General features: G+C 59.8%; 19 protein-coding genes and 3 pseudogenes. 10 read left to right on the forward strand and 12 right to left on the reverse strand.

Annotation, left to right across the window (positions count from 1 at the left end):
- Window positions 1-50: 50 nt before the first annotated feature.
- The 4 genes from CupriaWKF_RS30850 to CupriaWKF_RS30865 form a co-directional block, all read right to left on the reverse strand.
- The gene (locus CupriaWKF_RS30850; protein ID WP_276103878.1) at window positions 51-1223 is read right to left on the reverse strand and encodes an acyl-CoA dehydrogenase family protein; all 1173 of its coding nucleotides are present in this window, start codon (window positions 1221-1223) and stop codon (window positions 51-53) included.
- Window positions 1224-1299: 76 nt separating this feature from the next.
- Entirely contained in the window at window positions 1300-2382 is a 1083-nt protein-coding gene (locus CupriaWKF_RS30855; protein ID WP_276103879.1) for a hypothetical protein, read from the reverse strand.
- 247 nt (window positions 2383-2629) lie between these two features.
- A complete protein-coding gene (locus CupriaWKF_RS30860; protein ID WP_276103880.1) occupies window positions 2630-4141 on the reverse strand; it encodes an aldehyde dehydrogenase family protein in 1512 nt (503 codons plus the stop codon).
- An 812-nt stretch (window positions 4142-4953) separates the two neighbouring features.
- Entirely contained in the window at window positions 4954-6486 is a 1533-nt protein-coding gene (locus tag CupriaWKF_RS30865; protein ID WP_276104126.1) for an SNF2-related protein, read from the reverse strand.
- Between the two features lie 193 nt (window positions 6487-6679).
- On the opposite strand from CupriaWKF_RS30865, the gene CupriaWKF_RS30870 reads away from it, so the two are divergent.
- The 4 genes and pseudogenes from CupriaWKF_RS30870 to CupriaWKF_RS30885 form a co-directional block, all read left to right on the forward strand.
- Entirely contained in the window at window positions 6680-7543 is an 864-nt protein-coding gene (locus CupriaWKF_RS30870) for a hypothetical protein (RefSeq protein ID WP_276103692.1), read from the forward strand.
- Window positions 7544-7715: 172 nt separating this feature from the next.
- Window positions 7716-7922: pseudogene (locus CupriaWKF_RS30875) on the forward strand (hypothetical protein); the annotation flags it as partial.
- Window positions 7923-8130: 208 nt separating this feature from the next.
- A complete protein-coding gene (locus tag CupriaWKF_RS30880; RefSeq protein ID WP_276103691.1) occupies window positions 8131-8664 on the forward strand; it encodes a transporter suffix domain-containing protein in 534 nt (177 codons plus the stop codon).
- A 237-nt stretch (window positions 8665-8901) separates the two neighbouring features.
- A pseudogene (locus CupriaWKF_RS30885) lies at window positions 8902-9312 on the forward strand (isoaspartyl peptidase/L-asparaginase); the annotation flags it as partial.
- A gap of 588 nt (window positions 9313-9900) precedes the next feature.
- On the opposite strand, the pseudogene CupriaWKF_RS30890 reads toward CupriaWKF_RS30885, so the two are convergent.
- The 4 genes and pseudogenes from CupriaWKF_RS30890 to CupriaWKF_RS30905 form a co-directional block, all read right to left on the reverse strand.
- Window positions 9901-10335 (reverse strand): annotated as a pseudogene (locus CupriaWKF_RS30890) (NnrU family protein); the annotation flags it as partial.
- Window positions 10336-10348: 13 nt separating this feature from the next.
- Complete coding sequence (locus CupriaWKF_RS30895) at window positions 10349-11902, reverse strand: hypothetical protein (protein ID WP_276103689.1); 1554 nt, start codon at window positions 11900-11902, stop codon at window positions 10349-10351.
- Between the two features lie 33 nt (window positions 11903-11935).
- Window positions 11936-12640 carry a glycoside hydrolase family 25 protein gene (locus tag CupriaWKF_RS30900; protein WP_276103688.1) on the reverse strand — a complete coding sequence of 235 codons (705 nt, stop codon included), beginning with the start codon at window positions 12638-12640 and terminating at the stop codon, window positions 11936-11938.
- A 403-nt stretch (window positions 12641-13043) separates the two neighbouring features.
- On the reverse strand, window positions 13044-13274 hold the full coding sequence (locus tag CupriaWKF_RS30905; RefSeq protein WP_276103881.1) for a hypothetical protein: 231 nt from the start codon (window positions 13272-13274) through the stop codon (window positions 13044-13046).
- A gap of 1218 nt (window positions 13275-14492) precedes the next feature.
- On the opposite strand from CupriaWKF_RS30905, the gene CupriaWKF_RS30910 reads away from it, so the two are divergent.
- The 3 genes from CupriaWKF_RS30910 (at window position 14493) to CupriaWKF_RS30920 (ending at window position 17326) form a co-directional block, all read left to right on the forward strand.
- Window positions 14493-15524, forward strand: coding sequence for a dihydrodipicolinate synthase family protein (locus tag CupriaWKF_RS30910; RefSeq protein ID WP_276103883.1), 1032 nt, complete (start codon window positions 14493-14495; stop codon window positions 15522-15524).
- A 151-nt stretch (window positions 15525-15675) separates the two neighbouring features.
- Entirely contained in the window at window positions 15676-16842 is a 1167-nt protein-coding gene (locus CupriaWKF_RS30915) for an alpha-hydroxy-acid oxidizing protein (RefSeq protein ID WP_276103884.1), read from the forward strand.
- Window positions 16843-16978: 136 nt separating this feature from the next.
- The gene (locus CupriaWKF_RS30920; protein WP_276103885.1) at window positions 16979-17326 is read left to right on the forward strand and encodes a hypothetical protein; all 348 of its coding nucleotides are present in this window, start codon (window positions 16979-16981) and stop codon (window positions 17324-17326) included.
- 327 nt (window positions 17327-17653) lie between these two features.
- On the opposite strand, the gene CupriaWKF_RS30925 is transcribed toward CupriaWKF_RS30920, so the two are convergent.
- Window positions 17654-18334 (reverse strand): hypothetical protein, encoded by a 681-nt coding sequence (locus CupriaWKF_RS30925; RefSeq protein WP_276103886.1) that lies wholly within the window; start codon window positions 18332-18334, stop codon window positions 17654-17656.
- Window positions 18335-18958: 624 nt separating this feature from the next.
- Here CupriaWKF_RS30925 and CupriaWKF_RS30930 point away from each other — a divergent pair.
- The 3 genes from CupriaWKF_RS30930 to CupriaWKF_RS30940 all read left to right on the forward strand — a co-directional run bounded on the left by CupriaWKF_RS30930 (window position 18959) and on the right by CupriaWKF_RS30940 (window position 21909).
- Window positions 18959-20278 (forward strand): MFS transporter, encoded by a 1320-nt coding sequence (locus tag CupriaWKF_RS30930; RefSeq protein WP_276103887.1) that lies wholly within the window; start codon window positions 18959-18961, stop codon window positions 20276-20278.
- 619 nt (window positions 20279-20897) lie between these two features.
- The gene (locus tag CupriaWKF_RS30935) at window positions 20898-21086 is read left to right on the forward strand and encodes a hypothetical protein (protein ID WP_276103888.1); all 189 of its coding nucleotides are present in this window, start codon (window positions 20898-20900) and stop codon (window positions 21084-21086) included.
- 388 nt (window positions 21087-21474) lie between these two features.
- Complete coding sequence (locus CupriaWKF_RS30940) at window positions 21475-21909, forward strand: hydroxyquinol 1,2-dioxygenase (protein ID WP_276103890.1); 435 nt, start codon at window positions 21475-21477, stop codon at window positions 21907-21909.
- A 535-nt stretch (window positions 21910-22444) separates the two neighbouring features.
- Here the strand turns inward: CupriaWKF_RS30940 and CupriaWKF_RS30945 are convergent.
- From CupriaWKF_RS30945 to CupriaWKF_RS30955, 3 genes are read right to left on the reverse strand one after another with little or no spacing between them, the layout of a single operon-like run.
- Window positions 22445-23089: a 3-oxoacid CoA-transferase subunit B gene (locus CupriaWKF_RS30945; protein ID WP_276103891.1), complete on the reverse strand. Its 645-nt coding sequence runs from the start codon at window positions 23087-23089 to the stop codon at window positions 22445-22447.
- A gap of 13 nt (window positions 23090-23102) precedes the next feature.
- Window positions 23103-23801, reverse strand: coding sequence for a CoA transferase subunit A (locus CupriaWKF_RS30950; RefSeq protein WP_276103892.1), 699 nt, complete (start codon window positions 23799-23801; stop codon window positions 23103-23105).
- Window positions 23802-23861: 60 nt separating this feature from the next.
- Window positions 23862-24920 (reverse strand): phosphotransferase, encoded by a 1059-nt coding sequence (locus CupriaWKF_RS30955; protein ID WP_276103893.1) that lies wholly within the window; start codon window positions 24918-24920, stop codon window positions 23862-23864.
- Window positions 24921-25288 lie beyond the last annotated feature (368 nt).

Below are 25288 nucleotides of genomic sequence, written 5' to 3' on the forward strand. Positions count from 1 at the left end.
GGCGCGATGATTTGCCTGGATCGGCAATGCGCCTCGGCGCACCAGTGCCATCAGCCGAACACATTCAATGCATGCCGGGCAATGGCGACCTTGAGAACGTCGGTCGGCCCATCGGTGACCAACATGCTGCGCTGATCACGCCAGAATTTCTCGATCGGCAGTTCGGTCGAGAGTCCGATACCGCCGTGGACTTGCATGCATCGATCCGCAGCTTCAAAGGATTTGCTGTCACCGAAATTCTTCACCATGTAAGCTTCCGTGCGAATGTCCTCGCCGCGATCGTGTTTCCACGCTGCGTGCCTGACCATCAGTTCGAGCTGGTGCCACTCGAGGTAGGAATCGGCGATCAACCATTGCACGCCTTGCCGTTCAGCAAGCGGCTTGTCGAAGGTCACCCGCTCCTTCGCGTAGCTCGCGGCCAACTCGAGACAGCGCTCCATCACCCCGCAGGCCTTGGCGCCATGACGCACGCGAAGTACGGTGAGCACTTTCTGTGCGTGCCTGAAGCCTTCACCTTCGGCGCCGATGCGATTTTCCACCGGCACTCTGACATCGTCGAAGGCGATTTCCCAAGGCGTGTCGTCGACCAGCATCTTCTGTGCGCGCAGCAGTTTGACCCCGGGAGATTTCATGTCGACGATGAAGGCAGAGATCCCGCCGTGCGAGCCCTTTGTGCGGTCGGTCGCGGCCATCAATTGCGCATAATCGGCATCAGCCGCGCCGGTGATGAAGCGCTTGAAACCGTTGATTACGTAATGATCGCCGTCGCGCACGGCAGTGGTCTTCATGCCGCCGGGGTCAGAGCCCGCATCGGGCTCGGTCTGAGCAAAGCACCATTTCAATTCGCCGCGCAGTGTCGGCAAGAGAAAGCGCTCCTTTTGCGAGGCGTCGAGTTCATAAAGCACGGGGTACACCGTCGCGCCGAACGGATTGATCGCCCGTACCGGCAAGGCCACTGTGCGGGCGAGTTCCGACCACACGACGGTCTTGGCGAGCAGGCCGAAGCCCAGTCCGCCGTATTCGACGGGCACATCGAACTTGTCAAGTCCCAATTCTTTCCCGAACGCCTCGACGCGGGAGCGCAGTTCGGGAATCAGCTTGTCGTCCTTGCGAGCAGTGAGTTCGGCCGGAATGAGCTCCTGATTCACAAAGCGGCGCAGCGATTCCTTCAGCATGCGCAGTTCTTCCGGTAACGCAAAATTCATCATATCGTCTCCGTCCATACCCATTTCCTTTCAGCGCCGCTGCGTCGCACGCCGACGGCATATACGCGGCTGCCGTTGGCCGCGCTGGCAGCGCTCAGCGCGATGAATTCGACTGGACGTACTGGTTGAAGAAGGTCACCATCCCCGGCGGCAGGCTATTCAGTTCGGCAAGGATGCGCTCGCCGTCGGCACGACGGACGAAATGTGCCGGCGCGAGCGCAGCCATTTCGTACTGCGCGATGAACTGCGGATCCTTCGCCATCCTTTCCACGGCGCTGCGCAGTTCAGCGACGGCAGCATCGGGGGCATTGGGCGGCATGAAGACCACCCGCGGCATGCGCGAGATCCTGTTCAGGAACTGCAGCGCTTCCCACTTCGTGCCGCTCGGATTCGCATTGGCGCCGTGGATTTCGCGATAGACCTCCAGGAAGGTGGGCACATCGGGCAGGTTGGGACTGCGTCCGAGGTTGCCATCACCGCGTTCGTATTGGAAGAGCGGAATCGCGAGACCCTTGCCCACCAAATTGGGTTTGGCAAAGGAGTTGTAGCCGGGCAAGGAATTACTGACCAACTGGATGTCGCCTTGGATCATCGCCATTTCGGCCTCACGCGTCCCCTTGTAGCCGGGGATGATCCGGTATTTGGCGCCGAGCAGATCAAGGGCCAGACTCTGGCGCAACGCCGACCAGTCCGAACCGTTCGAAAGCACGCCGGCGTGAAACGTATTGACTTTGGCAATGTCGGCAGGCTTGGCGATGCCCGGGGCGGTGTCACGCCGAATGTATAGCAGGTTGGTCTGCTCCATGCCGGCAATGAACTTGAGGTCATTGAATTGGACCCGCAAGTTCGGATGTTTCAATATCTGCTGCATCGGGTCCCAGGTAAAGAAGCCGATGTTGAGGTTATTCGTCTCGGAGACGTCGCCGAGTTGGTTGACGGCGATCATGCCGCCGGCGCCGGCAACGTTGCGAACGACAACAGCGCTGGTGCCTTTCAGAAAGCGCGGCAGATGTTGCGCAAAAACGCGGCCCTCCAGGTCGGTGGGCCCGCCCACCGGAAAATTGACAATGACATTGACCACGCGGCCGGCGAATTCTTGCGCATGGGCAATACCCGTGCCAGCGCAGAGCATCGCCAAGACGCAGGCAACGCTGCCAAGCTTAGTCATCAGACGCATTTTTCAAACCTCCTAATAGCCGACATGAAGTGAATCGCGACGTCCGTAGCACTCCGACTCGCACGACTAACCCCGTAACTTCTATATAGGTGCGAGAAGGATATAGCTTGACGTACTGACTTTCTTCTAGGGATATCCATAAGTCCTACATAGGAGAAAGAGCGGTTCGTTTCGCGGCCCGATGGGGCGGTTGTACTCGATGCCATGCTGTTCCCGGTCGTGCGTGGGAGTGCATGGGTGAGCGATGTCACGAACGGCCCACCCGGGTCGTGGGCGTGGCGGCGGTCTGAACCCATACGCTCTTGGTCTGCGTGTATTCGTAAAGCGCCTCGACGCCGCTCGTGCGCCCGTAGCCGCTGTTCTTGTAACCGCCAAATGGCGAAGCAACATGCACGGAGCGGTAACCGTTGACCCAGAATGTGCCGGCGTCCACCTGGCCCGCCACACGGTGCGCGCGGGCGACGTCGTTGGTCCACACCGCGCCAGCCAGGCCGAATTCGCTGTCATTGGCGATCGCGATCGCCTCCTCCTCCGTGTCAAACGGAATCGCGGCGATCACGGGTCCGAAGATCTCGGTGCGGGCGACCTGCATGGAGTTCGAGACGCCAGCGAACAGCGTCGGCTGGACGTAATAGCCGCCTGGCTTGAAATCTGTGGTGCCGGCCGCGAGTTGGGCGCCTTCTGCGACGCCCGCAACGATCATCCGCTTGATGTGCTCGTACTGGCCGCGGTTACTGATTGGTCCAATCTCCGTCGACGATTCGAGCGGATGCCCGATGCGCAGCCGGCGCGCACCGTCCGCCACTTTGTCGACCAGTTCGTCGTAGACTCGGCGCTGCACGAGCAAGCGCGATCCAGCGGTGCAGCTCTGGCCCGTGCCCGAGTAGACGGCTGCCTGGGCGCCAATTGCGGCCATGTCGAGGTTTGTGTCTTCGAAGACGATATTCGCGGACTTGCCGCCGAGTTCAAGGATGCAGGGGAGCAGATGCCGCGCAGCAGATTCGGCGATCTTTGCGCCCGTTGCAGGCGAGCCGACGAAGACGACCTTACGCACGATGCTGTTCGCGATGGCTGCCTGGGCCGTTGTGTGACCGTAGCCGGCCAGCACGTTGACCAACCCGGCAGGCAGGCCTGCCTGTTCAGCCAACGAGGCGACCGCCAGCGACGTGAACGGCGTCAGCTCCGACGGCTTGAGCAGCACTGCATTGCCTACAGCGATGGTCGGCGCGACTTGCCAGCCGAACGACAGGATCGGGATATTCCACGGCGTGACATGGAGGATCGTGCCGTAAGGCTCGCGGCGCGTGTAGTTGAGGTGTGTCGTTGGCACGGCGATGACGTCGCCGTGAAACTTATCGGCCCAGCCTGAGTAGAACTCGAACATTTCGGCCACCATTTCGGCCTCGCGACGGCTATCGCGGATTGGCTTGCCGGTCGAAATCGATTCCAGGCGTGCCAGCGCTTCGCCGTGCTCGCGGATCTTCGCCGCTACCGCGAACAGGGTGCGCCCACGCGCTGCGTGCGTCATGCCCCACCAGATCTTCTGCGCCTCGTGTGCGGCCACGCAAGCGAGCGCGGCCACTTCGGCGCCGGCGTCGCGATAGCTGATACTCTTCTCTCCGGTCGCAGGGTCGAATAATTGAATCTCGTCGCCGGTGCCGGGAATCAATTTTCCGCCCACATAGGAAGCGATCTCCGTGGAGCCGGGAAAGAATTCGGCAAAGGCCGCCACCAGGAATCCTGCTTTCGATTGCTCCATCTTGAATGCTCCAGTCAGTTGTGTCCGTCCGGGGCAGTATGGTTGGAGGGGGTGGCCCGATCAATCACACACGATGAGCAATCGTGTTCTGAAAAAGAGAACACTAGCGCAGCGTGCTACTTGATGTGAAGACAGTGGCGCCGCTGTTGACTAGCTTGTCCCGAGACGTCAAATGGCAGTCCCGAAATGCCAAATTGCCGGTCTTACCTGATGGCTCTGCTGCCGGCTGGCACAGGCGAAGCGGATCTCAGAGGCGATAGGACGCTTGCCAGGGCCAATAGCAGTCCGTCAACGCTCTATTTCCGATTTGGCTCACACTCGTAAAGTTCGGCCGCCGAATGCTCGTGGATCACGTCACCCCCGATAAATCGGCTGCTGTCGGCAGGCAGTCACGCGGTAATCGGATGACCGGTTACAGGGCTGAACTGACGCCTGAACGTCCGACTGATGACACATCTGAACGGCGGCTCATGGCCGTTCTCGGTCTTCCCGTGCATCGCCGGAAGACGAAAAAAAACCCTCCCGCATGGGGAGGGTGAGTCTTACGAGGTCGGGTCAGTAGCGGGAGCGCCACTGAAGTCCATCATAACGTGTGCGTGGGTGCCTTCGTGCGCCGAAAGCTCACGAATTTGCTATCTCTTTCGCCGAATAGTACCGCTAGGCGGACCGCGTACTGCGATCCGCCTCTGGCCATCAATTCATCCGCTGGCGCGGCCCAATTGGACGCGAAAGTAGCGTGGTAACGGCGCCGGCGACATGCCATCCATCCAGCTCCGATTCGTGGATGCCGTGCACCAGCCGGTCCAGGCAAATCACCTCGACCCCGTGCGTGCCAGGATTGCGATCAGGTTGTTGGACTTCCCCTCGATCTTGCGCATGTCCCGGTACCACTCGGCAAACTCGTCCGCCGTACGCAGGTAGAGCGACAGGTGGGCAGGATCCCAATCCGACTCGACCACCTCGACTGCTGGCGGGTCGATCTGGATGTATCGCGACACATCCGGTTCGCACACCAATCGGCACTTCACATGCGGTGCCAGCATCTGCCGATACCGCGGCAAGTTGCCGATCTTCGGCACCTCGCGCTTCGCCCCGTCCTGCAGGCTCTCCGCGAACTCCCACGTCACCCATTCCAGCACAACGAAGTCATTGCGGAAGCGGTCGATACCGCGCTCGGCGTACTGCACCGATGCGAGCCAGTTGGCTTCCAGATAACCGCGCCGGTAGCCGTAGGGCTGGGCCGCCGTGCCATCTCCACCCGTGAATGCGATCAATCCGAAGATGTCGCGCGGGTAGTTGGCAATGGGGCTGCCGGTCAGGATGTAGCGACGCCTGGCCGAGAGCTGCCACAGCGCACGGCTCTGGTCACTGGCCGGGTTCGACAGCCGCTCACCTTCGTCCGCTACCAGCAGGCCAATGCGACGGCGCAACCGGTGGGCATATGTGACGCGCCGAGACGCCTCACGGCATATGGGCATGCGCAAACGCTCATAGGCAATCAAGTTGATTCGACCGAGCGCACCCAGATCTTCTGACGACTGGATGACGTGGACGTCGCCAGGTGGCAGGATCTGCGCCAGTTCCGCGCGCATCTCCGGCACCAGCCGGGCCTCGACCACGATCAGGCCATGCCGGACACCCGATAGCAGGATCAATGCCGCGGCCAAGCGCGACTTGCCGCAGCCTTGCTCCCACGCCGCCACCGCCCCGTTGGGCTTGAGCAGCAACTCGACCAGGTCCTCCTGTTGGAATTCCCAGTCCAGCCACTTGTCGATTCCCAACGCAAGCAGCCGCTTGCGCAACTGGTTTGCCTGGTGCGGGTACTGGCGCTGCAGGCCCTCGTGGACGACTTCCCACGCCTGTGCCGATTTCTCGACAGAGAAGCGCGTCATGAGTTCGTCCAGGGACATCGCATGTCGCTTGCCCGCACACTCGTAGGCGTACATGCCATCTGGTAGGCGGTCGAAGCGCACTTGCTGGCCCGCCTTGAGCACGGGGCTACCCCACGAGCTGGGGTCGACTAGATGAGACTTCGTCGCCGCCCCTACCATCGTGTCGGCCTGGCCCGCGCCCGTCGTCCATACGGCATGGCGGAGCGGCAGCGCCTGACGCGCGCTGCGGCGCACCCTGCGGCGGAAGTGCTCGAGGAAGCCCGGCGCGAACTCCGGCTCGCCGCCCGCAGCCTTCACCAGTTTGATGAGCTGGCCCAGCGCTTCGATTGGGTCGTCCTGCGCCAGATAGGCTTCGAGATCCAACCGTCCCGTACCCGCATAGCGGAAGCCACGCGGCAGGCGTCGGCCCTCCAGCGACACGATCCGGCTCTCCAGCACCCGGTTGAGCACCATGGCCTCGGTGAATCCACACTCGAAGCCGAACACGATGCGCCGTCCGTCATGGGCGATGCGTACCCGTTTCTGCGAGGTTATGGGGCGCGTGATGGCGGGCCCTTCGTCGTCGAGCAACTGGTTGGCCAGGCGCGGTTCGCCATAGAGACGATCGTCGGCTTGCAGTTCCACTGGAAGAGCGGAGGCGTAAAGGATGGGAAACACGCGACAAGTCAGCCGGCTCGACGCGAGAAATGGCGAGCACCGGCCCGCGAAGCCTGGCTGGAACCGTCTGGGTGTCACGATCGTCCTTGCGATCGCGGCCGCCTCGGCTCACGCGGAATCGCGGGATGCGAACGGGTGGAGATTCGCGATTGGTCCATATCTCTGGTTACCCAACGTGAGCGGAGCCCTGCGATTCTCCGGATCGTCATCGACCGGAGGTGGCAGACTCGATGTGGGAACGGGACCGGACAGCTATCTCCAGAACTTGCAGTTCCTGCTCATGTGGCAAGCCGAGGCCAGCAAGGGGAACTGGACAATCCTGGCCGACGCAGCGTATCTGGATTTCAGTCACCAGGAGACCACCATCAATGCGGTCGGCGCCGGGAACGGTGCCGCGGTTGGCATACCGCGCGACGTGGAAAGCGGAGCAGGCAGCAGCCTGCGCGGCGGCCTGTTCGGACTTGCCGCGGCCTATACGGCCTTGCATGTGCCCTGGGGCACCATCGAACCACTCGGCGGGCTTCGGTACCTGAACCTGAGTGCGAACGCGAACTGGACACTGTCGGCCACGTTCACGGCGCAAGGCGCGACGCTGGCGAGAGAAGGGAGCCTGTCGCAGACCGCGAATATCGTCGACGGCATAATCGGTGTCCGCGGGCGCATCCGTCTTGGCGACTCTGACAGATGGTACCTGCCCTACTACTTCGACATTGGAACCGGCTCGTCAAGATATACGGATGCAAGCATCCGGAGGCGCGGCATATGCGGCAAAGTGGGGAGATGTGCAACTGACCTACCGCTACCTGACCTATCAGCTCGGAGACAGCGACCTGGTGCAAAAGCTGACACTTAAAGGGCCCATGATGAGCGTGGTGTTTCGCTTCTGAACCCCTTGCCTTTCAGGAAGGCATCGCTACGCGGCGATGTCCTGTCGGCCCGCGGGGAGCCTTGTTCGTGCCGGGAGGGCTGGCTAGCTGCCCCCTATTGCCCTGTCCGACCATCGATGCAGTTACCGGGAGCTCTCTGTGGCAAATACACCCAAGACGACAATCGGCGCATGCACGACGGTCAAGCCGGAGGACGCGGAGATGCGAGAGCCGGTGCTGGACGTAGTGGACCGCGTCTCCGAAATGTGTTTCGGCCTGTTCATGGCGCTCACCTTTGTCGGCGCGGTGGCGAGCGGCACGGGCGGGCCGAACGCCAGTCACACCATGCTGCATGCCGCCCTGGGGGTGCAACCTGCACGCGGATTTACGGCGGCGACCGCGATCTCCAGCGGGGCTGGCTTTTTCCAGGTCACTGTGCGCAAGGTCACCGCTGGTCTCTACTGGTTCAACCCAGGCTCGCATGAGCAGGTCGCGATCCTGTCGCTGGGCGTCAGCTTCTAGAGTGACCACGCGATAGTATGTGGAGCACGCCGTCCGGAGGAGGAGCGCGAGCATGGCAGATCCTTATACCCAGGCCGGATCTCTTGCATCCGCCACCTGGCGCCTGCGCGCCGGCATCGGCCTTCTGGTCCTGGCGTATGGGGCATGGCTGGCGGTGCCGGTGGCGGCCACGGCAGGTGCTTCCCCCACGCAGGTTGCCACGCTGACCGGCGCCATCGTGGTGGCCAACAAGATCATGCTGCTGGCCAGCGTCGCCGTGATGGGCAAGCCGGGATTCATGCGGGTGAAAGCAATCGTGCTCCGGTACCTGAGGCGCGCCGCTTCCGGCGACCCTATTGGACCGGTTCGCCATGCGCTCGGTCTCGCGATGTTCTGCCTGCCGCTTCTCTCGGCGATGCTGGAGCCTTACGTAGACGCGATCTGGCCAGACCTGCGGCCGAAGCTATGGGAAGCACAATTGCTCGGCGACGTGATGCTGGTCGCCAGCGTCTTCGTGCTCGGCGGTGAATTCTGGAACAAGGTGCGGGCACTGTTCATCCGCACCGCACGCGTGGTGGACGATGGCGATCCGACTGGCGGAGCCTGAGGCGCGCGCAGTTTCGCGGCGGGCATCCGACCGAGACCGGACCAACTGCAGCCCTTCGCCGTCGCAGTCACGCTGTCATTCAAGCGAACGGTCAGCATCGATCGGTGGCCTTTCGAAGGCGGATCCGTGCTCTCGTGAATTCGTCGGGCTAATTTATTAAATGAGCAACGCTCGAGGCGGGCCATCAAGTTCTGAGAGCTGGCGGATCGAGCGTCGATGCTGTCGTCGCCGCAGCACAAGTTCGGCACGGTCGGCGCCGTCGCGCTCGATGCAAACGGTCATCTTGCCGCCGCGACGTCCACCGGCGGCTTGACGAACAAGCGCCACGGCCGCATTGGCGATTCCCCGCTCATCGGATGCGGCACTTTTGCCGACACGCGCGTAGCCGTGTCCACGACGGGAACGGGAGAGGCGCTTATCCGCGCTGTCGCGGCCTATGACGTCGCAGCGCGGATGAAGTACGGTCATGCGACGGCCGATGAGGCCGCGCGCACGGTCATCAACGAGATGATTCCGAGGCAACGTGGCAGTGGAGGACTCATCGCCGTCGATGCCGAGGGACGCGTTTCGATGCCGTTCAACACCGAAGGGATGTATCGCGGCGTCATTCAGGCTGACGGCAAGCGGTACGTCAATATCTATCGGTAGATGACGCCCCTCCGCTCCGGTAGCGAATTGGAAGACGAAGCACCGGTACGATCGTGTGCCGAACCGCACCATTGACGACCGAGATCAATGCTTGCGCAAATCTTGAGATGAGGCGAAAGGCACTATAGAAGGCGGCGGACAGCACGCCGCTTCCGAAGATCCTGTGCTGACAGCAGAACAGGTCCCTATTCGAGTAGCTTCATTCGCTGCAGAAATTGACCGGTACCATCGGAATCGTACAGGACGCGTTCCAACGGCCGGAGTTCGACGATCACCAGCCGTTCAGCGCGAACATCTCCACCGGCTGCAAGGGGTCGGGAACGGTCGGTCGGCTCTAGAAAATGGCCGTCGCGTGCCGGCCCAAACGGAGGGCACTGGCTAGAGTCGTTCGAATGACCTAGGCCGGGCAAGTCTGTCATCAAGGCGATTCGGTTACGCAGGACAGACAAGTACAGACCTATAAGGCCTGACATATGGTCGGCCAGCAGGATGACAGAGCGAGGAAGCGCGGTAGCTTCAGCCGTTCGCGGCTCGCGGTGTCGGCTGGCGACTCGCTACTGCTCCATGGCGTGACAGCTCGTCCTGCGGCTACAGCCAATGCCAGATGCCCGCCGCCCGACCGGTGACTGGGGTATGTGCCCAAGTCGCTACGAGCCAGAAGACGAGGCCGCCCAGAAGTGCATGCAAGCCAAAGCCGCCCAGCCGGGCACGGCCAGCGAGAATCGCCGTGAATGGCAAGTAGCTCGTCTTCGACTCCCATGTGGGCCAGAGATCCGGCTGCAGTTGCTCCTTCTTCCGGTCCTGCAATGCGGCGCCGACGAGTGCGAGGACGACAATAGCCGCTGCGACTATGATGTTCTTGGCCACCGGGAACACTGCGACGTGGCACAGGCCCCAGAGTGCGAACGACCACATCATAGGGTGGCGCGTCACCGCATACACGCCGCGCGCCGCTTCGGGGAACGAGGCGGGCCGGCCGCCTGTCGGGAACGACGGGTTGCGGATCAGAGAGCCCATCAGGAGGTTCCCGCGGTGATCAGGGATGCGTGGAGACATCCCCATATAGCTGCCGCATGAACGCTCGAAACACAGGATTCATCACGTCGTCGTGGTTCTTGATGACATCGCCGTCCACCTCGACGTTCCAGATCACTGCATTCGCCGCCGCGACCCCATCAGCGCCACCCACCGTCGTCAGAAAGCTGCCGCCGCAGAAGGTACGTGCCCAGTTTGGCTTGAGCAGATAGCCTGGCGTGAGGTTCTTGCGAAAGAACTCAGCAGCGTCTTCTGCCTCGAGCTTCTTGTTCTGACGCACTGCCTCGCCCAGTTCCTCACCGTGTAAATCTTTGAGCTCCGCCTCTGACCTCCATCCTGAACAGCGGGCGCCGTCGCCAGGCATGGCGTTGCCCCCGCCCGGCGCCTCGCCGGGCGCGTGAGCGTAGAGTCGGTGCGTCAGGTAATGATCGATGTGGCCTGGGGTCTTCTTCATGGCCGTACCCTGTTCACTGGTGGTCTCACGCTCGAAGAGCGTGTTGACCGAGCGGCCAATCGGAAATGCGATTCCAGTTGCCCAGTCCTTGATCGACGTGACGGACACCAGCAGCGGCGGCTGAAACCGTGTCGACTGATACCTGAGCGACACGCGGTAGAGCGCCTCGTAGCGCGATGCCTCGAAGGCCGGATTGATCAGCAATATCATGTCCGCCGGTCTTTCCGCCAGTTCCGTTCCCTTGCCCGTTCCGGCCAGATCTCGCTGCGCGGCCAGCGACTCGATCAGCGATCCGGACATGGCGGCATAAAGGATCAGACCACCAAAGCTATGACCTATCATCAGCGTGCGGATGCGCGGACGCGCGCCCGCTTTTTCGGAAGCGGCGCCCGTCTGGAGCGCGCCGGCCGACTGCGCTTGGCTGTAGTGAGTTCGGAGGGATCGCAGTCGGGCGAACAGCTCACGCGACGATCCGATCGAGACGCGTCGCGCGGCCTCCTTGCGCGCCCAGAAAGTAAGACTCAGTAGCGGATCGGGCACTGTCCACGACTTGCCTCGCCATGCCACATAGACGCCCACGACCTTTCTCGGTGTGCCACCCGGTCCAGCCCGGTCACGTTCCTCGGCGCCTGCGGCTTCGAGCAAAGCACGGAATTCCTCCACATTAGCGTCGGCGGCCTGTGCGTTGTGCTTCCAACCGTGAACAAAAACAACGATGCTCAGGTCTTCGCCTTTGGCAAGGAGGGACTTCAGCCGATCCATCAGGTTATCGATCTGGTTCGAGGGGTTGGTCGCCAGTGCGTCTGCGGAAGCGGGCGTACTCGGAAACAGCCAGCCCTGATCGTCGAACTCGACGAAATGCAATTCATAGAGCCCTCGTACACTTTCCGGTGTCACGCTACCGCACACTTGCCTGGGGTCATCGTGCATATTGGCGCTTGCACGCTGACAGCTTGTGTCCTTGTCGAGGTCGACGAGATGGGGGCGATACGCGCCGTTCGGCGCGCATGCAAAGAGGCCCCCTATCAGCAAGGCTGTAGAAAGCCATTGCAGGATATGTATCGCGCAGGGTTGTGCCGCACTGGCGGCGTCGGCTTTCATCTGTCCTGGGCTAGGTGCGAAGGCGCCTGGCACCTAGGCATTCTGATCGGTCGACCTCGGTGCTGTCATGAAATAGTCAGCAAACGGCCATGCCGCCTTCAGTTGCGCTTCGGTTCCGGCATAGCAATCCCGATCGCTGGGATCCATCCCCGCAAACGCATGGGGTAACGGCCCTAACTTGCCGTCGGTGTACTGCCAGAGGATAAAGTGCGGCCAGGTGTCCGTCGGGATGCCAACAGGCTGGCTTCGGTACCGGGCATACCAGAGCGGGCAATTCTTGAGGATGGGGTCCGCACCATGTGCCTGCACGGCATCGCGGAGCATGTTGCCGCCATAGACCATGGGCCAGCGTCCGGTCTTCTCCTTCACCCTGGCGACGAACTCGTGGGCCTGATCTAGCGTCATGTCCGGTCCGCTTGAACTGGGTTCGAAATCGAGGCAGAAGAGCGTCATGGAATTATCTACCGCCGGGTCGCCCCACTGCGTGGCGGCCAGGAAATTGTCCGCCTGCGCGATAGCGTCCCGGGAACTGGAGAAGTGGTATGCGCCCCACAGTAGTCCCGCGGACAGTGCCTCATCCCGCCGCTTTCTGTATGTAGGATCCTGGAAGGTCGCACCCTCGCTGGCCTTGTGGATAACTGCCCTGACCCCAGCGTTCTTTGCCTTGACGGCATTGAAGTGGTTGTCATGGTTGATGTCGATGATGACATCGATGGTTCCGGCTAGGGCGTCTGGCATCGCACCCTCCCATTTCCAAAGGCCATTGGGTCACGGCGCAGCAATCGGCGGACTGCTGCGCGCGCTGGACCGTGAAAGTGCTGCGAGGTTTCCGTCGGACCAGAACACACATCGGTGACCGCCGCCATCAGTTTCCGGGCCGTGCCTGAAACTTTTCGGACTAATCTGAAGAATAGGCAACGCTCGGGCGGAGCATCTCAGCCAAGTGGATGATCTCGTGATGCAGAAAATTGAATCCTGAGTTAAGGGATAGGTAAAAACGGGCGTTGACACGGGCTACCTTTGAAGGGTCGGCTAGTGTCGGAGATGCCCCGCCAACGGCGCGCCCCACAAAGGCGGTATGGCGGGGGCATTTCCGGCGGGTCAGGCGCACGGTCAGGCCCCGCTACGGCGATGGTGACCGTCAGACTTGCGCCGCACCCGCGATGCCGCCGACCTTGCTGAGCATGGTGTGGGTAGAGAAGTCGACCTGCGTCACCGGTGCAGTGATGATGTTCGGGCTGGCAAACGACAGGCCACAGCCATTCTGGAGAGCGTTGACGCAGTTCTCTGCCTTGTCACGGGCCCCGCACAATGGCCCGACTGATAGATCGGAAACGAGGTTTTCGCAAACCGCTTGGCGGCTCCCGTCCATGCATCCACCGCTGGCTTCACCGAAGCTGTCTGTCCGGAACCGGTAGCATCGCTCGGGCGTGAAGACTCGCCGACCAACGGGCAATCCGAGCGATCCCAATCGGCCATCAAGCGACGTTCGCGCGTTTCTACGATTAGACATTGGAATGGCCGGTCGACTTCACAAACAGTCGCTTGACTATTGATAGATTTCGCAGCTCATCGGCGTCTGGCGACGGTCCCATCACCATTCGGTTCTACCGTAACCCTGCGCAGAACGGGAGACGTTGTCAGGTCGGGCCTGAGGAGAAAGTCGCGCGCGAGTGCTGTCGGCCACTTCAATGCATGAAGGCATGAAGACTCAGTAGCCAGTCGCTATTGCCCGACTGCGGATAGTACAACGGCATGGCGCCCAGGCGAAACTATGGCCACAGTAGTATTCGAGGCGACCGACGCCTCGAACTTCGTGCAGGGCTCAGAACCGGTGGTCGACGGCGGCGGCTAGCCACTCAAAAGAACGGTATTCATGCCCCCGAGCCCTACCCATCCTCGGCTTTGCCCCAGATGGGCAACATAGAGCAAGTTTCGTCAAATCGCGACGCCTAGCCCCTCATAGCATTCGATGTAGCGACAGTCGAAGGCATTCCGAAAGAGCGGATCGGCATTCGTCGTTGAGGCTGGAGGCACCAAAAGTCCACGGCCTACAGGAAAATTTGACGTGATTCACGGGGGTTTTCCTTCGCGGCCATCTTGTGGCCTACCCATGCCACAGAGGGTCGCTCCTCAACATTGCCATTGGCTTGTCGTCGGAATTCGGCGTCGTCCGAGCGACCGACCTGCCGAGCAGGTGTACTACGTTCGGCGGTCACCTTACCAACATACCGGCCGGCCATGATGCAACGCTTACAACATTAGACGGCATGACTCAATCAGTAGACCACGTGTGGCAACTCGCCCTCGAGGAATCTCGGCGTGCCATCAGGATGACCTGGCGCAATGTGGCCGCCTCGAAGCAACCCTGCGCGAGCCAATCGTCAATTGCCGGGGGGCAAATTTACCGCATAAATTCCTCACAACAGGAATTGACAATTCCTGTTGTGAGGAATAAATTGAAGCGGTCGTTCAGTGCTTGAGTATGAAGACGACGGAAGATGGGCTGCACCGGTCACCCGAAGAACGTTGGGCAAGCTGCAGTTCCAGATTCAGTTCCAATAGGCGCAAATTTCCCGGAGGCAGACTGATGGAAACGATTACAAGCGTGACAACGAACAAGTGGGGCAAAGCGGCCGGCAAAGGCCCGCTAGGGCTGGACTGGTCTGGGTGCTACCCGGCCACTGTGATTCCGTTCACCGACCGTACTTGCCGAGAGATTGACGAGGACGCCTTCCGAATTTTGGTCAGGGACCTATTGGAATCGGACATCGCCGGCATCGACCCCAATGAGGTTGAGGGTCTTTCCCGCCAAGAGACCATCCGATTGATGCAGATTGCCAAGGAGGAGGTGCGAGGCAGGGTTCCAGTGACCGGAAAGGTTGAGGCCAGGAACGGTCAGTGGACGTGGGACCTGATTCAGGAAGCCGAGAAGGTCATCGAAGCCGGCGCAGACGTTCTTTACCTACATCCATGGCCCGAAGGGGACAACATGGAGGACTTCGTCAATCTTTACAGGACGTTCGACAAGGCTTTTGACGTGCCCATCATCGCCCTGATGGTTGGCGTCCCCGTGCCCGTAATCAAGGAGATCTCGCTGGCGTGCAAGAACATCGCCGCTTGGAAATTTTATGCGGGCGAAGACCTCAGGCTCATGAAACAGCTTGTCTGGAGCCTGCAAGAGGCCGAAGCGGTGACGGGCAGACATATTAGCCCGTTGCGCGGAGGTGATGAGTCCTTGGTCGAGTGCCTGATGAATGGCGCCGAGGGCAATTTCAACGGAGCTGCGTCGTGGAGGGGCCGCGAGGATGTAGCCATCTACCAGGCCGTCAACCGTGGCGACCTGAACGAAGCATTCGCCATTCAGAAGAAAATCGAGGCTGCCACTGAGGCCGTTCGCGGAAGGCACGGCAGCAAGACCCTGCCGTTCTGGCGCTTCCCCCATCGGTACAAATTGGCGGCCTGGCTGTTGGGCAAGGTACCCAACCCCTACGCGCGATTGCCGCGCATCGCATTTTCCGATGAGGAAGTGCTGCTGGTACGGGACGCGTTGATCAGGTCCGGCTTTGAGGTCGTGCGGGAGCCCGGCGAGTGTCGGAACCTGGGCTCATCTTCCTACTGACGGCCCTGCAGTACAGCGAGGCGCGAGGGCGATACGCCCTCGCGCTCCGCGCTGGACAAAGCGGCAAGAATTATGGAATCCCCATGGCGTCATGAGTTCTCGTTCCCGGTCAAAGCGCCAGCAGACAACCTCACATCCAGCAAGGACGACCATGACTCAATTCGGTGACTTCCAGAACGAGATCTACTTCAATGGGCTGCAGGGCATCAAGCCGGCCCTTCCCGTTGATTTCAAAAGACTTGAAGAGCGCGCCGGGGCAGCATTGTCGCCCTCCCTCCTTAGCTATGTCCAGGGAGGCTGCGGCGACGAGTTCACCCAGCGCCGCAATGCGGAAGCCTTCCATGACTGGGGAATCGTTCCGCGTATGCTCGTAGATACCCGCGTCCGCGACATGTCCGTCAATGTCTTCGGAAAGAAGCGCGCGTCGCCCCTGATGTTGGCCCCGATCGGCGTGATCGGCGCCTGCGCACAGGATGGCCATGGCGATATCGCAACGGCCAAGGCGGCGGCAGCGGCCGGGGTACCGATGATCGCCTCCACGCTCATGAACGATCCGCTCGAAACCGTGGCCGAGGCGCTCGGTGAAGGCGACGCCTTCTTCCAACTCTACACTCCCCGGGACCGCGATCTCGCCGAGAGCTTCGTACGGCGGGCCGAGACCGCCGGCTACAAAGGCATCGTGGTGACCCTGGACACCTGGTTGACCGGCTGGCGTCCGCGCGATCTCAACGACAGCAACTTCGCTCAGTTACGTGGTGTGGCGCTGGCAAACTACTTCTCGGATCTGCATTTCCGTTCAAAGCTAACGACCACACCGGAAGACGACGTTGCCGCCGCCGTGAGGCATTGGACCTCGGTCTTTGGCAAGGTCGTTACGTGGGAAGACCTTTCTTGGCTGCGATCCCTTACTCGCCTGCCGCTAATCGTCAAAGGCATCCAGCATCCCGACGACGCGAAGCGTGCCATCGATGCTGGGGTCGATGCCATCTACTGCTCCAACCATGGGGGCCGGCAGGCCAATGGCGGCATCGCGTCGATCGACCTTCTACCTGCGCTAATCGCCGCGTGTGGCAATGTGCCGGTCTGGTTCGATTCGGGTATCCGCTCTGGATCAGATGTAATCAAGGCGCTGGCGATGGGCGCGAGCATGGTCGGCATCGGCCGCCCCTACGCCTACGGCCTGGCGTTGGGCGGCACGGCCGGCATCGTCCACGTGGTGCGAGCCATTCTCGCAGAGGCGGACCTTCTCATGGCGGTCAACGGATTACCCGATCTGGCGGCGCTGCGGGAGGCCGGCGTACGTCGTACTCGCGTGTAGTCCAGCCAAGCATCCCAAAGGACAGGCCATGCGAATTGCCCCTGCATGGCCGCCCCGCGCTCATCGGCGCAAACCGTCACCGGCGTCGCCCGCTGACAATCATGTTCCGCGTTTCAATGCATACAAGGAGGCTAGCATGGCAAAGTTCACCTTTTTGGTACTGACGAATCCCGTCCCGGGGCGCGAGGATACGTTCAACCGTTGGTACACCGAACAGCATCTTGCTGACGTCCTCCGTGTACCGGGGATTGTGAGCGCCCAGCGATTCCGGCGCATGGCGCAGCAGAGAATCTCGGTCCCTCAACCATGGGAGTACATGGCGCTGTACGATTGCGACGCCCCCGGGCCACAGGACGTCATCGACGGCCTAGAAGCTCGCATCGGCACGACTGAAATGCCAGTGACCGACTCATTGGCCGAGGTTCGCTACGCATGCCTTTTTGAACCGATTACAGAGGTTATCCATAGCCAACTCAAGGCATAGGGTTGCGATACGACAAGACATAACCGTTATCGCCTTGAGGTGGATTGGTGGATTCAGGCCACAGATCGACGCGGTTCGGATGGCTGGCGCATAGCCAGCCATCTGGCGGCGTCAACGGCACAAATCAAGAGATCATAGAGTGCAGGAGTCAAGACCGACACTTCCAGGCAAACCAACGACGCGCAAAGTCCCTCATGGATACGTCGCCTACCGGGTGAGTACGTCTCGGCAGCACAGGTTTATCGTTCTTCAGTCAATGTCGGGCCCGGTACTTCTCGTACTGCCGCACGATGGCCTGGCTAGAGGCAAGTATTGTGGAATCAGATGCTAAGGCCTCTTAGCGATACCACGCAGCACGAGGTCAATAATGAAGTCTGCGTAGAGATTCTCGGTCGATGTTCGCCGGCCAGGCATCAGTTCGTCGATGATTGACCGCGCCGTCACGAAGATCTCGCTCAGTCCGATAAGTGCGATATAGAGGAATCGCGTATCAATATTTTCAGCAAACTCACCATTTCGTTGCCCATCCTCGATGACAGTTTGTAAACGGCTATAGGCTGAACTAGTCAACTCGGCTCTCACATTCTTGGCCCAGTCCGTTTTGGACGCGTATACACGGTCTGAAATCATCTCCCACAGGTTCGGGTTCGCGACTACGTAATTCGTTAGCGCCCGGATACGCCTGCGGATGCGTTCCGTTGCAGTCCCGCCTGTCGTGCTGGCCTTCGACATGACCATGCCAAGTCCGTCGATCAGCCGTTCAAGGACAGTGGTCATCAGCCCCTCAAGGTCGCCGAAGTAATAGCGGACCAGCTTTGGGTCCACTCCTGCATTGCTTGCGACGAGATTTTGCGTGATCTCTCCGGGCTTGTGTTTCCTCAGTAGGGCGATTGCAGTGGCGATGATCTTTTCACGTCCCACGTTTTCGTCCAAAGTGGACGGACGCCCCTTTCGTCGCTTTTTGGGTGTGGGCTGCTCTGCGATGGCAGATGGTTCAGTGCTTTTCACGATCAGACGAATGAAAGGGATGAAGTGGATATGACTCGCGCCGTCCCATGTTTCTCAAGATCGGCCAAGATGCCATGGTATCCGCTCTGCCACCGGCGAACAACTTCAACCCCAGGACTTTGCCCCGAATCCTAATTCGGGATGTGCCTCGGTGGACAACTGGCCGAGCTGAGCAGCTTAGCTCGGGCGCCCGCATCGTACGAGAGGCCAGGCGGCGGCTTACTACTATGGGCTCCCAGTTGTTGTGCGTTCAGTTCCCGAGTGGCTTTCGTTGCCTTCGCGACCACAATCTCGTACGGGTTTATTCCTATATATAGGAATTTAATCAACGACGAAACTGGCATCACCGGATGTATGACTTCGTACCCGGTCGAGCAGAGTCCCGCGCGCTAAGGAACGCGAGCAATCCTCGGCGCGCCTAGATCGCTAGTGGTGTCGCTGGAGTTGATTAGGAACCGTGGTAGCAACCAAGGTTGTCAAAGCACCCGACGCGAGACAGGCTCCTATTCGACATATCGGCCTCTCTATCGGGATGGCCCTCGTGGTTGTCGACACACAATGAATCTAAAAAAAGAAATGTAACTTCTATCAGTTCAGTAACAAGCAACTTAACTGGAGCGCATCTTGGATAGCTATGTTGAAATCGATGTTCGAGCAACTCGGACGACGTCGCCCGAATACGCTTTATGGATAACGATTGCAGGAAATTTACTGGAGTGGTTTGATTGGACAATCTACGCGACTTTCGCGCCGTATATCGCGAAGACTATGTTTGCCCCGTCGGATGAGATTTCCGCAATGCTTCAGACGTTGGCAGTCTTTGCTGTCGGGTTCGTCGCCAGACCAATTGGCGGACTCCTGTTTGGCAAATTTGCTGACACTCACGGGCGCCGAAGGGCGCTCGTCACCTCAATGCTACTGATGGCAACCGGCAGCCTTTTGATCGCCGTGGCGCCTTCGTTCGCGCAAGTCGGCGTTATGGCCTCGGCTTTACTTCTTGTCGCTCGCCTCGTGCAAGGCTTTGCACATGGCGGAGAGAGCGGAGCATCGTACGTTTACATAGCTGAGTTAGCACCGGCTCGTTCCCGAGGGTTATGGTGCAGCAGCGCCTTTGCTAGCGTGACGGGAGGAGTGGTGCTTGGAAGCCTTCTTGGCGTCGTATTGACGCAAACACTTGACTCGGCCTTACTGCAATCTTGGGGCTGGCGCATTCCGTTTGTAGTGGGTGGCGGGCTTGCCATTTTTACCTTCTACCTGCGGCGATCGGCCATAGAGTCGGAAGCCTTTCAGGACAACAAAAGAGAGGCATTGGTGTCACCGGAACGGGCTCGGGCACGCAGCTCCCGGTCTGCGGGCCTTACCCGCCTACGGTTATTTATTCTAATAAGTGCCACCGTAGTTGTCTATTATACCTGGCTTGGATTTGCCACATCATATGCGGTGGTCAATAAGGGTATATCAGAGAAACTTGCGTTCTCTGCCAGCCTCGCCGCTCAACTGATCTGCTTGCTGGCAATGCCGTTTTTCGGATGGCTTTCAGATATAGTAGGGAGAAAGCCACTTGCGCTTTTCACAACCATTGGTTTTACACTGCTTTCGTTTCCGCTTGATTTCCTGTTTCAAAGCAGTGCGTGGTCGCTTTTCATTTGTCAGACCATCGCATTGCTAATGTTCGCAGCCACTGGAGCAATATATCCAGCCCTCCTTTCTGAGCAGCTTGCGACTTCCCATCGAGGCGCCAGTATCGGCCTAGTTTCGTCACTTTCGGCGGCAATTTTCGGGGGTACGGCCCCATACCTAAATACCTGGCTGACTTCGATTGGAGCACACTGGTTGTTTACGTCGTACACCACCATCCTTTGTATCTTGGCGACTATTGCAGTGGCTACGATGCCTGAAACTAAAGGGATCGACTTGCGCGTAGCAGGGACCGAAACGGCTTAACACACGGGAGTGGGAAGTGGGGGACGAACGTAGCCGACTTGGGAACAGAAAATCGCCCGATGTCAATCGACGAATCTTGATCCAAGCCTCAACATTTTCTCGAATCGGTTTCGCCATCCTTCACAGGTTGCAGAGGCTCCTGCTGTGGCACGCCACTTGAATCAAATCATGAAGCTGGCTCAGTTGCTCAAAGCCCGATCATGTTATGCCCAAAACAAAACTTCGGATTCACTCTTCTGGGTCACCTTGCGCTCGGCGTCGTGTTTGGAGTCTCTGACAAAGACGGCGTCGTCACGATCCACGCTCCGGGAGCGTGGCGCGAAAAAATCAATGATGGCCAACCTCCAGGCGTAGAGCAAAGCGAGTTCTCCCACCAATTGCGCAGGTAGCCCGTCAGGAGACAAACCATGCGGACCCCTTCGCCCGAATAGGTATCCCGGCGGTCGGCCTCTCGCCCCGGGGCCAAACTCTTTAGCAGGACGCAGTACCCGCTACGCGGCTGACTCCGAGCGCCCCTCTTACGAGAATGGTGCCCCTAGTCTAAAGCCCGAATTTCCGAGATTCACTACATTGAAGTGGCAGAGGGACACACCCCGCCGCTTGGCAGAACGGACAACTCATGGCAGCAGCGGTACAGACGAACATCCGAGCGGACAACCAACCCGATACGTGGCGTCGAGACTTCGGCCTCGGATATCTCTACGCTTTCTCCAAGCGCACGGATGCCTACGTCAACATCCTATACGACAAGCTTAGCAAAAAGGGCAGCGGAACAACCACCGGGATCGGCATTCGACTTAAGTTCTGATTCCATTTATGGCTGGCCGCTGGTCCCGGTCAGCCGGGAGGTCAGGATTTCAAGAACTCCGCCCCCATCCGTCATCATCCTTCCCACGGCCGCGCCAGATTCCGACGCGTCCATGTTGCGTTGGCGACACCTCTCGTGTGTTTCCCCCTCCCCCAAGCGTCCGCCGGCTGCTGCTGACCCCCTCCCTTTTTGTACGCCTTTGTATCAGGCCGCGCCGCCGATACGTGCCCCGACAGAAACGCCCCCCGGCGCGCTACCGGTGAGATACGTGGAGCGCGTTAAATACATTCCATGGCAGCGCGACGCAACTACAGACAAAGCGAAAACGCTGCTTCGGCTTACCCGCAACGCAAACACTGCGACCTCAATCAACGTAAAGGAACTGATCATGTCCAACACCTTCGCCAAGCGCCTTGTCCTCGCCGTCGCCCTCGTTGCCGCCGCCGGCGCTCAAGCTTCCGTCATTGGTAGCCGTGACCCGTACTCGGACGGCGCCCGCTCCGTCCAGGATGCTCATGATGTGTTCAGCGAAGGCGCCCGTTCGGTGCCAGACGCCCGCGACCCGTTCACCGAAGGTGCCAGTTCCGTGCAGGATCCGCGCAGCCCCTATTTTGAAGGCGCCCACACGATTGCCGGAATGGACCGCGTCGGCGTGTCAGCTTCGCCGGCCCGCAGCGCCGACCCGTACACGGACGGTGCCAAGACCGGCAAATTTGACCCGTACACCGACGGCACCCACGCGGTGGCCGGCCTGGACCGCAGCGGCGTGTCGGCCTCGCCGGCGCGCAGCGCCGGCCCATACACCGACGGCGCCGTTGCCTGAGTCCGTGGCCGGCATGACGCCGGCCGTTCCTGACGTCTGCCGGGCGCAACCCGCCTCAGGCGCGTTGCGCCCGGCCTTGGAGTTGATCATGAACCTGCGAGACAGCGTCTTGATACTAGCGGGATGGGTGGGACTGTGCCTGTTGAGCGGTTCCCTCGCCACGCTGGTGGCGCAAGCCCTGCCGGCCTGATCGGGATGTCATGAAGCCATGAAAACCCATTCCGTTCACGAACAACTGCTCGTCCAACGGCTCGAGTCGCTAGTCGGTGGCATCGAAGTCGATCTCGATGCGGCCCTCTCGGCAGACGGAGTATGAGGGCGCAAGGCCGCACATCTGCCGGTGGAAGGTAAAAAGCCCTGGGGAGCTCCCGCTCACGGTGCACATTATCTTTGCGTATATTTGCTGACTCATGGCCTCCCCTTGCTAATTGCGACACCAGGATCGATTCCATTGCCGCACGGGATCATCGTTCGGGCGGCTCGCTCGAATGGCCACATGATTGATGCCGCCAAGTCGGCGGTAGGGTGTTTCCTCTCAGCGGAAGATGAGGGGCACTCCTGTGTGGGCTTGCAAGATTGCCGTGGAAACCTCGGGAGCAACCTTGCAGACGTGAAGCCCGTCTGGAACGACGTCGATAACGGCTAAATCCGTGATGATGCGACTCACTACTTGCACCCCTGTGAGAGGCAATGTGCAACGCGGTACGATCTTATGCTCAAAGGCTCCGTCCTTCCGTCGTACGACGTGCTCCATCAATACGACGACGCGCGGGACTCCCGCGACAAGATCCATGGCGCCTCCCATACCTTTGACCATCTTTCCTGGAATCATCCAGTTCGCAAGATCGCCGTCTACGCTCACTTGCATCGCGCCAAGGATGCTTAGATTTAGCTTACCGCCACGGACCATTGCAAAGGATTGATCGCTACTTACCACCGCTGTTCCCGGTACAGCGGTAACGGTCTGCTTACCGGCGTTGATGAGATCGGCGTCAACCTCTTCCTCAGTGGGAAAAGGACCAATCCCCACCATTCCGTTCTCAGACTGAAGCCAAACGTCAAGGTTGGCCGGCACGTGATTGGACACAAGGGTTGGCAGACCGATGCCCAAATTGACGTAGAAACCGTCACGCAGTTCTTCGGCCGCCAATGCGGCCATCTGATCATGATTCCATGGCATTTTGCTATGTCCCTCAGGCCGGCCGAGTGGTTCGTTGTTCGATGCGCTTCTGCGGCGCGGCATTCACCACGATACGGTGAACGTAGACACCGGGAAGATGAATGTCATCAGGTGCCAACTCTCCATTCGAGACGAGCCGTTCGACTTCTGCGATGCAGATTCTGCCCGCCATCGCCACGGCAGGGTTGAAATTTCGCGCGGTAAAGCGGAAACGTAGATTGCCGGCATGATCGGCAACGTCTGCCTTTACGAGGGAAACGTCGGGAGTCAGCGAGCGTTCCAAGAGATACTGCTGTCCATTGAACTCGCGAAGTTCCTTACCCGCCGCTACCAAGGTTCCCAAACCTGTACGGGTAAAGAACGCCGGAATCCCGGCGCCGCCGGCGCGCAGCTTTTCAGCCAAGGTCCCTTGCGGAGTAAACTCCACTTCCAACTCGCCGGCTAAGTACTGCCGCTCGAACTCCTTATTCTCACCGACATAACTCGCGATCATTTTTCGAATCTGCCGCGTCTCCAACAGCAGTCCGAGACCAAAGCCGTCCACGCCAGCATTGTTCGAAATCGCCGTTAACTCCCTCACGCCCGTGGCGCGAAGGGCTTCGATGAGTGCTTCAGGGATGCCACACAATCCGAAGCCCCCGACGGCAAGCGTCTGACCGCTATGCACGACACCCTCAAGCGCCGCGGCAGCGGAGCTATAGATCTTGTTCATGGATATCCCTCCCCCGGATAGATCCGGACACGTTTTCGATTTCGCAGAAACCAGGCCAGATCAAGTTACCCGCCTCGCTTGCTCCCAAGCAAGTTCCGCCACCCGAGAGAACGTACTCCCCACCTTTCCGGCATCTGCGTTCGTCGCAGTACCGCGAGCGGCTCGACCTTTAATGCCATGGAGGATGGCCGCAAACCGAAACATGTTGAATGCGATGTAGAAGTTGAGGTCTCGAATCTCGGACCTGGATGTTCGGTCGCAGTAGGCGCGAACATAGGCCTGCTCATCAGGGAGCCCGGCATGCGCGAGGTCCACGCCTGCGATGCCGCCCAGAATGTCTCGCGGCATTCGGTACATCATCACATGATAAGCAAAGTCTGCGAGCGGATCTCCAAGGGTTGAGAGCTCCCAGTCAAGAACCGCGATCACACGCGGCTCTTTCGGGTGGAAAATCATGTTGTCGACACGGAAATCTCCATGCAGAACTGCGGCATCGTCGACAGTCGGCACATGCGCAGGGAGCCAATCCACAAGCGAATCCATGGCGTGATGCCGACCGGCCAACTCATCGGATTGATACTGTTTAGACCATCGTCCGACCTGTCGCAAAATGTAATTGTCGGGCCTTCCAAAATCCTGGAGACCGATTGACATGTAATCAACGCGATGTAACGACGCAAGCGTGGCGTTCATTGCGTCCATGTATTCCGGCCTCTCCGCTTTGTCGATCTCCGGAAAGCTGGCATCCCAAAAGATCCGACCATCGACGAGGTTCATAACGTAGAACCAACTGCCGATTACGGACTCGTCAGTACAGAGGCCATACACGAGCGGTACGGGATAACCCACTTGTTCAAGCGCCTTCATCACACGGGCTTCTCGATCTACCGCGTGGGCCCCCTTCAGCAGTCCCTCCCCCGGCGGTTTCCTTCTGAGTACATAGTCACGGGCCGGGGTCTGTATTCGATAGGTTGGATTCGATTGGCCAGTGCTGAACTGCGTCACTTGCATTGGGCCGCTGAAGTCCGCAACGTTCGTCTTCATCCATTCGAAGAGAGACGCCTCATTGAGACGCGAAGTGGTAGGTGGGTACATGTGTGCATCTTTGCGTTCAGTCATGGCCTTTTTACCTCCAGCGTGTCACGCTTGATATTCCACATTGAGGGACCGGATCCAGCGCCCCTCTGCTTAGCGAATTCCGTCTTGAAGATTGCGAGGTGCTTCTGGTCGCCAAACCAGGGACCAAGAAGCCGCTTCTCCTGGGCCCCGAGTCATGTGTAGATACTGGCTGAGATGCGTGCCGCCTGGAAGGAGGAGAACACCAGACCTTCCGTATCACCCCAGCGTTGTTGGTCAGACGTCCATGGCTCCCAACGTGTTGAACTTTCAAGTCCGTGCCCCCACAGATGCCTCCCATCCTGCGTTAGGCCAGGTCGAACTCGTAGGTCTAACGTGGCACCACACACCTTCTATGCCGCGATTGGCGA

It is taken from the genome of Cupriavidus sp. WKF15, assembly GCF_029278605.1.
Lineage (GTDB): Bacteria > Pseudomonadota > Gammaproteobacteria > Burkholderiales > Burkholderiaceae > Cupriavidus.

What these genes read in the sequence shown, in the direction of transcription:
- CupriaWKF_RS30850 (WP_276103878.1), bottom strand. Translation starts at nt 1,223, where the DNA reads ATGGACGGAGACGATATGATGAATTTTGCGTTACCGGAAGAACTGCGC.
- CupriaWKF_RS30855 (WP_276103879.1), bottom strand. Translation starts at nt 2,382, where the DNA reads ATGCGTCTGATGACTAAGCTTGGCAGCGTTGCCTGCGTCTTGGCGATG.
- CupriaWKF_RS30860 (WP_276103880.1), bottom strand. Translation starts at nt 4,141, where the DNA reads ATGGAGCAATCGAAAGCAGGATTCCTGGTGGCGGCCTTTGCCGAATTC.
- CupriaWKF_RS30865 (WP_276104126.1), bottom strand. Translation starts at nt 6,486, where the DNA reads ATGGTGCTCAACCGGGTGCTGGAGAGCCGGATCGTGTCGCTGGAGGGC.
- CupriaWKF_RS30870 (WP_276103692.1), top strand. Translation starts at nt 6,680, where the DNA reads ATGGGAAACACGCGACAAGTCAGCCGGCTCGACGCGAGAAATGGCGAG.
- CupriaWKF_RS30880 (WP_276103691.1), top strand. Translation starts at nt 8,131, where the DNA reads ATGGCAGATCCTTATACCCAGGCCGGATCTCTTGCATCCGCCACCTGG.
- CupriaWKF_RS30895 (WP_276103689.1), bottom strand. Translation starts at nt 11,902, where the DNA reads ATGAAAGCCGACGCCGCCAGTGCGGCACAACCCTGCGCGATACATATC.
- CupriaWKF_RS30900 (WP_276103688.1), bottom strand. Translation starts at nt 12,640, where the DNA reads ATGCCAGACGCCCTAGCCGGAACCATCGATGTCATCATCGACATCAAC.
- CupriaWKF_RS30905 (WP_276103881.1), bottom strand. Translation starts at nt 13,274, where the DNA reads ATGGACGGGAGCCGCCAAGCGGTTTGCGAAAACCTCGTTTCCGATCTA.
- CupriaWKF_RS30910 (WP_276103883.1), top strand. Translation starts at nt 14,493, where the DNA reads ATGGAAACGATTACAAGCGTGACAACGAACAAGTGGGGCAAAGCGGCC.
- CupriaWKF_RS30915 (WP_276103884.1), top strand. Translation starts at nt 15,676, where the DNA reads ATGACTCAATTCGGTGACTTCCAGAACGAGATCTACTTCAATGGGCTG.
- CupriaWKF_RS30920 (WP_276103885.1), top strand. Translation starts at nt 16,979, where the DNA reads ATGGCAAAGTTCACCTTTTTGGTACTGACGAATCCCGTCCCGGGGCGC.
- CupriaWKF_RS30935 (WP_276103888.1), top strand. Translation starts at nt 20,898, where the DNA reads ATGGCAGCAGCGGTACAGACGAACATCCGAGCGGACAACCAACCCGAT.
- CupriaWKF_RS30940 (WP_276103890.1), top strand. Translation starts at nt 21,475, where the DNA reads ATGTCCAACACCTTCGCCAAGCGCCTTGTCCTCGCCGTCGCCCTCGTT.
- CupriaWKF_RS30945 (WP_276103891.1), bottom strand. Translation starts at nt 23,089, where the DNA reads ATGCCATGGAATCATGATCAGATGGCCGCATTGGCGGCCGAAGAACTG.
- CupriaWKF_RS30950 (WP_276103892.1), bottom strand. Translation starts at nt 23,801, where the DNA reads ATGAACAAGATCTATAGCTCCGCTGCCGCGGCGCTTGAGGGTGTCGTG.
- CupriaWKF_RS30955 (WP_276103893.1), bottom strand. Translation starts at nt 24,920, where the DNA reads ATGACTGAACGCAAAGATGCACACATGTACCCACCTACCACTTCGCGT.